The 12524-nt window shown below is 60.5% G+C and carries 7 protein-coding genes; all 7 read right to left on the minus strand.

Annotated elements, in window-relative coordinates; translation table 11 throughout:
• Positions 1–92: 92 nt before the first annotated feature.
• Complete coding sequence (gene baeR, locus NQ230_RS08115) at positions 93–815, minus strand: envelope stress response regulator BaeR (RefSeq protein ID WP_257260712.1); 723 nt, start codon at positions 813–815, stop codon at positions 93–95.
• Complete coding sequence (baeS, locus tag NQ230_RS08120) at positions 812–2215, minus strand: envelope stress sensor histidine kinase BaeS (protein WP_213751422.1); 1404 nt, start codon at positions 2213–2215, stop codon at positions 812–814. The genes baeR and baeS overlap by 4 nt, the downstream gene beginning before the upstream one ends.
• Positions 2212–3627 carry an MFS transporter gene (locus NQ230_RS08125; protein ID WP_257260714.1) on the minus strand — a complete coding sequence of 472 codons (1416 nt, stop codon included), beginning with the start codon at positions 3625–3627 and terminating at the stop codon, positions 2212–2214. Before NQ230_RS08125 ends, baeS begins: the two co-directional genes overlap by 4 nt.
• Positions 3628–6705 (minus strand): multidrug efflux RND transporter permease subunit MdtC, encoded by a 3078-nt coding sequence (gene mdtC, locus NQ230_RS08130; RefSeq protein WP_159514539.1) that lies wholly within the window; start codon positions 6703–6705, stop codon positions 3628–3630.
• Positions 6702–9830: an MdtB/MuxB family multidrug efflux RND transporter permease subunit gene (locus NQ230_RS08135; protein ID WP_257260715.1), complete on the minus strand. Its 3129-nt coding sequence runs from the start codon at positions 9828–9830 to the stop codon at positions 6702–6704. The genes mdtC and NQ230_RS08135 overlap by 4 nt, the downstream gene beginning before the upstream one ends.
• A complete protein-coding gene (locus NQ230_RS08140; protein ID WP_257260716.1) occupies positions 9830–11032 on the minus strand; it encodes an MdtA/MuxA family multidrug efflux RND transporter periplasmic adaptor subunit in 1203 nt (400 codons plus the stop codon). Before NQ230_RS08140 ends, NQ230_RS08135 begins: the two co-directional genes overlap by 1 nt.
• Before the next feature lie 237 nt (positions 11033–11269).
• Positions 11270–12445, minus strand: coding sequence for an IS4 family transposase (locus NQ230_RS08145; RefSeq protein WP_257258676.1), 1176 nt, complete (start codon positions 12443–12445; stop codon positions 11270–11272).
• Between the last annotated feature and the right edge of the window lie 79 nt (positions 12446–12524).

Consider the following 12524-nt stretch of genomic DNA (forward strand, 5'->3'; position numbering starts at 1 on the left):
AAGTAAGCGAACCGGTAAAAAGAGTATGGTTGAATCCTGGATGGATTCCAGAAAAGAAAAACCCGCCAGGGGCGGGTTTCAGAGATGAAGCGTCACGCAATCCTGCACGCATCCGCTTCCCAGCGATACCCCACGCCATACACCGCGCGAATAAACGACTGTTCGGCGTCCAGCGCTTCCAGCTTGCGCCGCAGGTTTTTGATATGGCTGTCGATGGTGCGGTCGGTTACGACGCGGTAATCGTCATACAGGTGGTTCAGCAGCTGCTCGCGGGAGAAGACTTTCCCCGGCTCGTGGGAGAGGGTTTTCAGCAGACGGAACTCCGCAGGCGTCAGGTCCAGCAGCTTGCTGCGCCAGCTCGCCTGGAAGCGGCTTTCGTCGACAATCAGCGGGCTTTCGGCGTCCAGCACCTGAAGCTCGCGCTGCGGCCTGCAGCGGCGCAGAATGGTTTTCACGCGGGCGACAACTTCACGCGGGCTGTAGGGTTTGCAGATGTAATCGTCCGCGCCAATTTCAAGCCCCAGCAGGCGGTCAATCTCTTCAATTTTGGCGGTGACCATGACGATCGGCACGTCGGAGAAGCGACGAATTTCCCTGCACAGTGTCAGTCCGTCAACGCCCGGCAGCATTAAATCCAGCAGGATCAGAGCCGGCGGGGTCTGACGCACGTATGGTAGCACCTGGTCGCCGTGGCCGATCAGCGACGGGGCGTAGCTGGCCGCGCGTAAATAGTCGATCAGCAGCTGCCCAAGCTTGGGCTCGTCTTCCACAATCAAAATGCGCGGCGTGTTTTCGTCAATCGGTAACTCGGTCATACTTCTCTCGATAAATCCCGTTCCAGAGGTAACTCTACTGTAATGCTAACCCCGCCAAAAGGCGAATGGGCGGCGCGGATCGTGCCATTATGCGCCTCGACGATGTTAACGCAAATCGCCAGCCCCAGGCCGGAACCGCCGCTGGCGCGGTTGCGGGAGCCTTCGGTACGGTAGAAACGTTCAAACAGTTTTTCCAGCTGCGCGTCCTGCACGCCGGGGGCGGAATCCGCGAAGGTGAGGGCAAAGCGCCCGTTTTCCTGTCTGCCGGAGATGTGCAGCCCGCCGCCGCTGTCGGTGTAGCGCAGGCTGTTTTCCAGCAGGTTGTTGAACAGCTGCATCAGCCGGTCTTTGTCGCCAAACACCACCGCGCTGTCCGGCAGGGAGAGGTCGATTTTCAGGTCGCGGCTGGCAAAGCGCTCGCGGAACGCGCCGCTGATCACTTCCAGAATGTTAATCACGTCCACCGGCGCTTTCTGGTAGGCCAGCGCGCCTTCGTCGGACATGGAGAGCTGGTGGAGGTCGTCCACCAGCTTGGTGAGCGTACCCACCTCCGCCTGCAGAGAGGCCACCGATTCGGGCGTAAACTGGCGAACGCCGTCCTGAATGGCCTCCAGCTCGCCGCGCAGCACCGCAAGCGGCGTGCGCAGCTCGTGGGAGATATCGGCCATAAAGTCGCGGCGCATCTGCTGGTTCTTCTCCAGCGTACTGGCGAGCTGGTTAAAGTCCTGCGCCAGCTTGCCCAGTTCGTCCTGGCTGCGGGTATCGACGCGGGTGGTGAAATCCCCGGCGGCCAGCTTGTGCGTGCCTTCCACCAGCCGTTTCACCGGGGCGAGCAGGCCGCGCGCCAGCGGGAAGGTGGCGAGCGCGGCGAGCAGGGTGGAGAGGGCGACAATCAGCCAGCTTGTCCGACGCTGCTGGCGGTCAAAGTTGATGTCGGTGTTGCGCGTCAGGCGCTCCACCGGAGAGGCGATAACCCAGCCGACTGTCGCATTATTGACTTTGATTGCACGACGGGTGCCGTCCGGCGGTATCGGCGCGCGCGGACCCACCAGCGTACGCATGTCCTGGTCAATCACCCAGAACTGGGTGCGCCAGCCGTGCGGCGGCATGCCTGGCCCCGGGCGATCGTCACCGGTATCGTGCTCCAGCGAGCGCAGGATCTGGAAAATAAAGCGGTCGTTATTGCGCAGAAAACGCCAGTTGCCGTGCTGGGCGTACTGTTCACTCAACGCATCGCTTAAGCCCTGCAAACGCTGCTCGTTGCCATGCTTGATGTAATCAATAAAACCGCGCTCAAAGCTGATCCGCACCGCCCAGTGCATGGTGATCAGCAGGACGATACAGGTGGCAAATATCGCCACGAAGAGCTTGCCGGTAATACCCGGACGCCAGAATTTCATGAACCACTCCTTTTGCCGCGCCTGATGACGACGTTCTTGCTGGTATCATCCGGCACTCTGGCGAAGATGAAAGCGGGCAGGGCGATGATGACCGCCATGCTGAGATAGGTATATAAAAAGACCTGATGCGCCACCGGCGTGTCGACGCTGAGGTGGTGCTGGCCGTACATGCCGAGCAGTAAACCCGCGATGGTCACCCCGACGCTCATGGAGAGCTGCATAATCATCGACAGCAGGCTGTTGCCGCTGCTCGCCAGATCGTCCGGCAGATCCTTCAGCGTCAGGGTATTCATCGACGAGAAGCGCATGGAGTTGACGATCCCCTGGCAGAACAGCACCAGCGGCAGAACGTAGAACCAGCCCATCAGCGCCACGGCCATAAACACCAGACTCACCAGCGCCAGCCCCAGCGTGGCGGTGACCAGCACGTGACGGTAGCCAAAGCGGTTCACGACCTGCACCACGATGCGCTTCATTCCCATGCTGCCGAGCACCATCGGGATCATCATCAGGCCCGCGTGGAACGGCGAAAATCCCATCCCGATTTGCAGGAAAACGGGCGTCATAAACGGCAGCATGCCGCTGCCGACGCGCCCGGCGAAGCTGCCGAACAGGCCAAGGCGATAGGTAGGGTTTTTAAACAGGTTCAGGCTGAACAGCGCCTTATCGTTACCTCTGGCATGCCACAGGTACCACAGTATGGCGGTAACGCCGAGCGCGATCAGGAGCCCGAGCGTCAGGGGCGAAATCCCCAGACCTTTTTGCCCGTCGAGCGCCAGGGTCAGCGTGGCCATGCCCGCCGCCAGCAGAATAAAACCAAAGAAATCAAAGCGCCGCGTCTGCATTTTGTAGTTCGGCATCAGCGTCAGGGTGGCGATGGCGCCGATGATGCCAACAGGAAGATTGATTAAGAAGATCCAGTGCCAGGAGGCGTACTCCACCAGAATACCGCCGAGCGCCGGGCCCAGCAGCGGCCCCACCTGACCGGGCAGGGTCACAAAGGTCATCGCCGCCATGTACTGCTCGCGCGGCACAATCTTCATCACCGTTAGTCGCCCGACGGGGACCATCATCGCTCCGCCAACGCCCTGCAGCACGCGCGCCATCACCAGCTGGTCGAGGGTGTTGGCCTGGGCGCAAAACAGCGAGCCGGTGGTAAACAGCACGATGGCGGTAAAAAAGATATTCCGCACGCCCACTTTGTCCGCCAGCCAGCCGCTGGCGGGCAGCATGACGGCCACCGTCAGCACATAGGAGACAATCACCATATGCATATGCAGCGGGCTCTCCCCGAGGCTTTTCGCCATGGAGGGGAGGGCGGTGTTGACGATGGTCGTATCCAGCGACTGCATAAAGAAGCCGAAAGCGACTATCCATAGCTGCCAGCGAACGTTAGCGGGGAGATCGGTCATCTACTCGGTCACCGTGGTTCTGTTTTTACGCGAGAAGCGCAGCCGCAGGCGGTCGAAGAACAGATAGACCACCGGCGTGGTATACAGCGTCAGCAGCTGGCTCATAACCAGGCCGCCGACAATGGTGATCCCCAGCGGCTGGCGCAGCTCTGAGCCGTCTCCGCCCGAGATAACCAGCGGCAGCGCGCCAAACAGCGCCGCCAGGGTGGTCATCATGATCGGACGAAAACGCAGCAGGCAAGCCTGGAAGATCGCCTCTTCCGGCGACAGATTGCCGTTGCGCTGGGCGTCCAGGGCGAAATCGACCATCATAATGGCATTTTTCTTCACAATGCCGATCAATAGCATGATCCCGATGAGCGCGATAAGGCTGAACGGCGCGCCGAACAGCTCCAGCGCCAGTAGCGCCCCCACGCCCGCCGACGGCAGCGTTGAGAGAATGGTCAGCGGGTGAACGTAGCTCTCATACAACACGCCCAGCACAATATAGACCGTGGCGATGGCGGCCAGAATCAAAATCACCTGCGAGTTCATCGTCTCCTGGAACACCTGCGCGGTCCCGGCAAAGCTGCCGCGCACGGTGGACGGCACGCCAAGCTGCGTCATCGCGCGGTTGATTGCGTCGCTGGCTTCAGAAAGCGACGAACCGGCGGGCAGGTTAAAGGAGATGGTCGACGCCGCCGAAAGCCCCTGATGGTTCACCGACAGCGGCGCGTTGGCAGGCTGCCAGCTGGCAAAGTAGGAGAGCGGAATCGCCTTGCCGTCGTTGTTAATCACAAACATTTTGTCCAGGGCGCTGATGTCCTGGGTGTAGCGCGGATCGACTTCCATCACCACCTTATACTGGTTCATCGGCTGGTAGATGGTGGAGATCTCGCGCTGGCCGAAGGCGTTGTTCAGCAGGCTGTTAGCGGCTTCAACGTTAATGCCCAGACGCGACATGGTTTCGCGGTCGTAGGTCAGGGCCATCTCGGCGCCGTTGTCCTGCTGATCGGAGTTGACGTCCGCCAGCTCCGGCAGGGCGGCCAGCGCCTTGCGGATCTTCGGCTCCCACTCGCGCAGGGCGGCTAAATCGTCCGAGAGCAACGTGTACTGATAGCTGGCGTTCGCCTGACGGCCGCCGACGCGGATATCCTGAACGGCCATCAAAAACAGGTTTGCCCCCGGCTCTTTGGCGAGCTTCACCCGCAGGCGGTCAATCACCTGCTGGGCGGTTTCGTTGCGATCGCCGCGCGGTTTCAGGGTAATAAACATCATCCCGCTGTTAACGCGTGACCCGCCGGTAAAGCCGGTGACGTTATCCACGGCTTTGTCTTCACGAATGATCTTCATAAAGTCCTGTAGCTTGCCGCGCATCGCCTGGAACGAAATGCTCTGGTCCGCCTGAATTCCCCCCATCAGCACGCCGGTGTCCTGCTCGGGGAAGAAGGTTTTCGGGATGGTGATGTACATCCAGACGTTGAGCACGATGGTGCCGATCAGCACCAGGCCAACCAGTCGGGTATGGTTCAGCACCCACTTCAGCGATTTGCCGTAGCCTTCCTGCATCGCCATCAGGAAACGGCCAAAGCCTTTGCGGCGCGGCTGCGAATGGGGCTTGCTGCGCTTGAGCATCCAGCCGCACATCATTGGCGTCAGCGTTAGGGAGATAACCAGCGAAATCCCGATGGCGACGGAGAGGGTGACGGCAAACTCGCGCAGCAGCCTGCCCGGCAGCCCGCCCATCAGCAGCAGCGGCAGGAATACCGCCACCAGCGACAGGCTCATGGAGAGCACCGTAAAGCCCACCTCGCGCGTGCCCTGCAGCGCGGCCTGCAGCGGCTTCACGCCCGCTTCCAGATGGCGGGAAATGTTTTCCAGCACCACGATGGCATCATCCACCACGAATCCCGTGGCAATTGTCAGGGCCATCAGCGACAGGTTGTTGAGGCTAAACCCGCACAGGTACATAGCGGCAAAGGTACCGATCAGCGACACCGGCACGGCCACCGCCGGGATAAGCGTCGCGCGGCCGGATCGCAGGAACAGGAAGACCACCAGGATCACCAGCGCGACGGAGATAATCAGCGTCTGCTCCACCTCTTCCAGCGAGGCGCGAATCGTCGGGGAGCGATCCTGCGCAATTTGCAGATCGATTGCTGCCGGGATGGTCTCCTGCAGGTCCGGAAGACGGGCGCGAATGCTGTTCACCGTCTCAATAATGTTCGCTTCCGGCAGCTTGCGGATCATCAGCAGAATGGCCGGTTTAGCGTTAGTCATCCCGGCGTTACGCACGTCCTGCACCGAGTCGGTGACGCTGGCGACATCGCTCAAGCGCACCGCCGCGCCGTTGTTGTAGTGAATAATGAGCGGCTGATATTCCGCGGCGGTTTTCAACTCGTCGTTAGTGTGGATCTGCCAGCGGTGGCTACCGTCCTCAATCGCCCCCTGCGGCTTGCGGACGTTGGCCGTGCTGATGGCGGAGCGCACGTCATCCAGCGACACGCCCTGGTTGAACAGCGCCTGCGGGTTTAGGCCCACGCGCACGGCTGGCAGGGAACTTCCGCCGACACTCACGTCACCGACGCCGTTAATTTGTGAGATTGTCTGCGCCAGCTGGGTAGATGCAAAGTCGTAAAGCTGCCCCTGCGAATACGTATCCGAGGTCAGCGTCAGGATCATGATCGGCGCATCGGACGGGTTGGCCTTGCGGTAGGTTGGGCGGCTCGGCATCCCGCTCGGCAGCAGGCTTTGCGCGGCGTTGATGGCCGCCTGCACGTCGCGCGCCGCACCGTTAATATCCCGGTCGAAGCTGAACTCCAGAATGATGCGCGTGCTGCCCAGCGAGCTGCTGGAGGTCATCTCGTTGACCCCCGCAATCCGCCCAAGGGAACGCTCCAGCGGCGTGGCAACCGACGAGGCCATGGTCTCCGGTGAGGCACCCGGCAGCGAGGCGCTGACCATGATCACCGGGAAATCTACCTGCGGCAGCGGCGCCACCGGCAGCAGCCGGAAGCCCAGCACGCCGCAGAGGGTAATGGCGAGCGAGATTAAAATCGTCGCCACCGGGCGATAAATGAAGAGGGCGAAAAACTTCACTTATGCCCCTCCTCTTCACGTTTCGGGAAGCGGCTTTTGGTCCACAGCGCCAGGCGATCAAACAGCAGGTAGATCACCGGCGTAGTGAAGAGCGTTAGCACCTGGCTCACCAGCAGACCGCCGACCATGCCGATACCCAGCGGACGGCGCAGCTCCGCGCCGACGCCGGTGCTGAGCATCAGCGGCAGCGCGCCCAGCAGCGCGGCCAGCGTGGTCATCAGGATCGGACGAAAACGCAGCAGACAGGCCTGGAAAATGGCATCGCGCGGCGACATACCCTGCTCGCGCTCGGCGGCAAGGGCGAAGTCGATCATCATGATGGCGTTTTTCTTCACGATCCCGATAAGCAGAATAATGCCGATGATGGCAATGACGTCCAGCTCGCTGCCCGCCAGCATCAATGCCAGCAGCGCCCCCACGCCCGCCGTCGGCAGGGTAGAGAGGATGGTGATCGGGTGGATAAAGCTTTCGTACAGGACCCCGAGCACGATATACATCGCCACGACCGCCGCGACGATCAGCCAGATGGTGTTACCCAGCGCGGCCTGAAACGCCAGCGTGCTGCCCTGGAACTGGGTCTGAATATCGGATGGGAAGCTGAGTTCTTTTTCCGCAGCCTGAATGGCCTCCACCGCTTCGCCGAGAGAATAATTGTCCGGCACGTTGAAGGAGATGGTGGTAGACGGGAACTGATCCAGATGGTTAATCGACAGCGGGGTATATCGTTCTTCCACCGTGGCGATAGCGCTCAGCGGCACAATGCCGCCGTCTTTGCCGGTCAGGCGCACCGAGTCCAGCCCCGCCAGGCCGGGCGTATTCTCCGTGTTGTGCTCCAGCACCACGCGATACTGGTTGGCCTGGGTGTAGATGGTGGAGATCAGGCGCTGGCCGAAGGCGTTGTACAGGGCGTTGTCCACATCCGACATGGTAATGCCCAGACGGCTGGCGGTATCGCGGTTGACGTTCACGTACGCCGCCAGCCCTTTGTCCTGCCAGTCGCTGCTGACGTCGGCGAGCTGCGGCAGGGTGTTAAGCTTATTCACCAGCTGCGGCACCCAGGTGCTGAGCGCGTCCAGCGAGGTGGCCTGCAGCGTGAACTGGTACTGCGTGCGGCTGACCTGGGTATCAATGGTCAAATCCTGAATCGGCTGCAGGTAAAGCTCAACGCCCGGCACGCGCGCGACGGCGTTTTGCAGACGCTCAATGACGGCGTTGACGCGATCGTCGCGTTCATCCAGCGGCTTGAGGTTGATCTGCAGACGCGCGCTGTTGAGCGACGGGTTGGTGCCGTCGACGCCCACGTAGGAGGTCAGGCTCTCGACCGCCGGATCTTTCATGATGATCTCAGACACCTGCTGCTGGCGCTGGGCCATATTGGCGAAGGAGACCGACTGCGGGGCCTGAAGCGTGCCCTGAATAATGCCGTTGTCCTGGATCGGGAAGAAACCTTTCGGAATGAAAATCCACAGCATCACGCTGAGCGCCAGGGTTCCCAGCGCCACGCCGAGCGTGGCCCACGGATGGTTAAGGACTTTCGCCAGCAGGCGACCGTAGGCGGCAATAATCCGCTCGAACATGCGCTCGGAGGCGCGCGAGAAGCGGTTTTGCTTGCGCAGGGACTCGTGGCTCAGCATGCGGGCGCACATCATCGGCGTCAGGGTCAGCGACACCACGGCGGAGATCAAAATGGCGACCGCCAGCGTCACGGCAAACTCGCGGAACAGCCGCCCGACGATATCGCCCATAAACAGCAGCGGGATCAGCACCGCAATCAGCGAGAAGGTCAGCGAGATAATGGTAAAGCCGATTTCGCCCGCGCCCTTCAGCGCGGCCGCCAGCGGTTTTTCACCTTTCTCGATATAGCGCGAAATGTTCTCAATAACGACGATGGCGTCGTCCACCACGAACCCGGTGGCGATGGTGAGCGCCATCAGCGTCAGGTTGTTAATCGAAAAATCGAGGAACACCATCACCGCAAAGGTCCCGACCAGCGAGAGCGGCACGGCGACGGCGGGAATAATGGTGGCCGGAACGTTGCGCAGGAACAGATAGATGATCATCACCACCAGCGCAATCGCCAGCATCAGCTCAAACTGGGTGTCGGTAACCGACGCGCGAATGTTGGTGGTGCGGTCGGAAAGTACCTTCACGCTGACCGATTTCGGCAGGCTTTCGATCAGCTGCGGCAGCATGGTGCGGATGCTGTCGGCGGTTTCGATGATGTTAGCGCCCGGCTGGCGCTGAACGTTCATCACGATCGCCTGCTGTTTGTTGGCCCAGGCGCCGAGCCAGCTGTTTTCGGCACCTTGCTCCACGGTCGCCACGTCGCCCAGACGCACCGGAGCGCCGTTCTGGTAAGCAATAATCAGCTGGCGGTATTCATCGGCTGACTGCATCTGATCGTTGGCAGAGAGCGTCACGGCGCGGGTGGGGCCGTCCAGCGAGCCTTTTGCCGAGTTAACGTTGGCACTGCTGATGGCGGTGCGGATGGTTTCGCTGGTCAGACCCAGCGCGGCAATTGCCTGCGCGTTAAGCTTCACGCGAACGGCCGGGCGCTGGCCGCCCGCCAGCGTAACGAGGCCCACGCCCGAAACCTGCGAAATTTTCTGCGCCACGCGGGTTTCAACCATGTCTTCCACCTGCGTCATCGGCATGGCGGAGGAGGTGACGGCAAGCGTCATGATCGGCGGATCCGCCGGGTTCACCTTGCTGTAGACCGGCGGGTTAGGCAGGTCAGACGGCAGCAGGTTGGTGGCGGCGTTAATCGCGGCCTGCACCTCCTGCTCGGCGACGTCCAGCGACAGCGTCAGCTGGAACTGCAGCGTCACAACGGATGCCCCGCCGGAACTCTGGGAGGACATCTGTTTTAGCCCCGACATCTGGCCGAACTGGCGCTCCAGCGGGGCGGTAATGGCGGACGTCACCACGTCCGGGCTGGCACCCGGATAGAGCGTTACCACCTGAATGGTTGGGTAATCCACCTCAGGCAGCGCCGACACGGGCAGGAAGCGATAGCCGATAATCCCGGCGAGCAGGATCGCCACCATCAGCAGCGTGGTGGCGACAGGACGGAGGATAAACAGGCGTGACGGCCCGCCTGTAGAGCCTGGGGGCATAACCTGCATCAGGATTTCTCTCCCTGTTTCGCAGGTTCTACCACTTCCACTTTGGCCCCTTCGGTCAGACGGTCAATGCCGTCGGTGACTACGCGGTCGCCTGCGGAAAGTCCTGCGGCGATGACTACCGTCTGGCTGTCCTGGATACCGGTTTTGACCAGGTGCTTGCTGACCTTATTGTCGCTGTTAAGTACCCAGACGAAGTTACCTTCGTTACCCATCTGCAGCGCGGCGGTGGGGATCACCACTGCGTTCTCTTCGGTGGCGACCAGCATGCGCGCGTTGACGAACTGGTTCGGGAAGAGGGCATCGTCCTGGTTGTTAAAGCGCGCCTTCAGCTTGATGGTGCCGGTGGTGGTATCGATCTGGTTATCCAGGCTGAGCAGGGCGCCTTCGCTCAATTTCTGCTTATTGGTGCGGTCCCAGGCTTCCAGCACCAGACCTTTACCGGCTTTTTGCGCCTGCACCACCGTCGCAATGTCGCTTTCCGGCAGGGTAAAGACTAAATCAATCGGGTGAGTCTGGGTGATCACCACGATGCCCGTGGTGTCGCCGCTGGAGATCTGGTTGCCGATATCGACCTGCTTCAAGCCCACGCGTCCGTCAATCGGCGCGGTGATGCGGCTCCAGTCCAGCTGCAGCTGTGCGCTGGCCACGGCGGCCTCGTCGGCTTTGATGGTGCCCTGCGTTTCGCTGACCAGCGACTGCTGGGTATCCAGCTCCTGACGAGACACGAGGTTGGTTTTCACCAGCTGCTGGTAGCGCGCCAAATCGCGACGGGCGTTGGCGAGGGTGGCTTTGTCTTTCGCGAGCTGTCCCTGCGCCTGAGCGAGAGCGACCTTAAACTGGCTCGGGTCGATTTCCGCCAGCAGATCACCGGCTTTGACCTGCTGCCCTTCCTGAAAGTGAATGGCCATCAGCTGGCCGTCGACGCGGCTGCGCACCGTCACGGTGTTGGCGGCGGTAATGGTCCCGAGGCCCGTAAGATAGCGAGGAACAGCTTTATTCACCGCCGTCGCCGCCTGTACCGGCGCCAGCGCGCCGCCGCGCATGCCGTGACGCCCTCCGCCTGCCGGGCGCTGTGCCTGACTGCTGGCACCGGCGGGAGCGGCGGAGTTCGCGGATTGACTGTGCCAGTACCAGGCGGCGGCAAGGACCACCACAATGATGCCAGCGACGATTGCCCAGCGGGATTTGTTACTGCCTTTCATCGTTATACGTTCTCATCCTGAAGACTTCGGGGAATGATACTAGTTTAGTCAGCTAACACAGCGGAAAAATGGAGGAAATATGGAAGACTGTCAGGAATGGTCTGAGTGTGGCGATCTTTTTAGCCGGGTGGCGCTTCGCTTACCCGGCCTACAAGGTAAATGCAAACGGCAACGGATGTTGCCGTTTTTGGTGTTTGCACCCTCTCCCTGTGGGCTGAGGGATCCCCAGTAATATGGTCATGCCACCATGACCATATTACTGTACTCTTTTCCCAGCTTTTTCATCTCGTTACCTATATTTAGCCGTCTCACTTTTCCAGGCTCATGCCGGATGACTTCTTCTGCCAGACTCAGGTATGACAGCACCCGCCTGTGCCTGATGCTGCTTGCCTGATAGTGCCAGTGTAAACACTGTCTTTCTGCCCTGTAACCTGCCAGCCACATCACCAGACTTGCCATTGCCGCGACCATATTCAGCACTTCCAGCCGCCCTTTTCCCTGACTCCGGCTCAGCCTCAGACCGAACCCGAAGCGGGGACTTTTGTCGTCCCGGAAGTTCTGTTCTATCTGCATTCGGCGGCTGTACAGCGCCATTATCTGGTGTGGCTCCAGTCCCTCTGCATTACTGAACAGCAGCCAGGGCTCACGGGCGCTGCTGCGGTGTTCCCGCTGTGTTTTTGGCATTCCTCCCTTTCCGTGACGCCCTGCTTCCGGGCGCCTGTGCAGATAAAACCGGCCGTAACAGGGCGTTCGTGGTTTACGGGACAGGACACCGTAACCCACGCAGACCGGTTGTCCGGTAGCCTCAAGCTCACTGATTTTCATCCACTTTTTCTCATCCTCCAGCCGGAAGCTGATACAGCCCCTGACCCTGCCGGTGAAGCGCCAGCCCAGCAGGCTCACATGCCGGAACCAGTCTGTCCGGAAGCCTGCATCCGTAATGATGGTGACGGCTTTATCTTTCGGGATGGCATCATGCAGGCGGTCAAGGAAGCGGCACTGGACATCACTGTTCTGTGCCAGCTCTGCGGGAACAACCTCACTCATAAGCGGAAGTGAACGCCCATTACAGACCAGGCTTGCCCGCAGAAGATGCCAGTTCCTGTCATGCCAGCCTGTCCAGTCGACAGCAATTATGCAGAAGGGCATCAGGGAGGTGATGGTATGTGTGAGCAGGTGCTGAATACGGGGAATATCACGGTGAAGGGCGGTATTACCCAGGGCACGGTCGACACGTTTAATTTTATTTTTGACGTGCGCCCTGCCGGGAAGGGTACGTCCAAGGCTGGTCAGGGTCAGGTTGGCCCCGTGCGTGAGGGCGACGGCCATGGAAACAAGGACATTGACCCGGAAGCTGTGAATGTCAGGTAAAGACGCGGAGAAAAATTTCTGGCAGACTGTCTGTAAAGGCACGATGAGGTCTCTTCTGATTTGTTAGCGCAACCAGTAGATCACACTTCATCGTGCTTTTCATTTTTCTGGGGAACCCTCA

This window comes from Enterobacter asburiae, assembly GCF_024599655.1.
Lineage (GTDB): Bacteria > Pseudomonadota > Gammaproteobacteria > Enterobacterales > Enterobacteriaceae > Enterobacter > Enterobacter asburiae_D.

Coding starts and splice junctions, on each gene's coding strand:
- NQ230_RS08135 (WP_257260715.1), bottom strand. CDS start 9,830: ATGCAGGTTATGCCCCCAGGCTCTACAGGCGGGCCGTCACGCCTGTTT.
- baeR (WP_257260712.1), bottom strand. CDS start 815: ATGACCGAGTTACCGATTGACGAAAACACGCCGCGCATTTTGATTGTG.
- NQ230_RS08140 (WP_257260716.1), bottom strand. CDS start 11,032: ATGAAAGGCAGTAACAAATCCCGCTGGGCAATCGTCGCTGGCATCATT.
- baeS (WP_213751422.1), bottom strand. CDS start 2,215: ATGAAATTCTGGCGTCCGGGTATTACCGGCAAGCTCTTCGTGGCGATA.
- NQ230_RS08125 (WP_257260714.1), bottom strand. CDS start 3,627: ATGACCGATCTCCCCGCTAACGTTCGCTGGCAGCTATGGATAGTCGCT.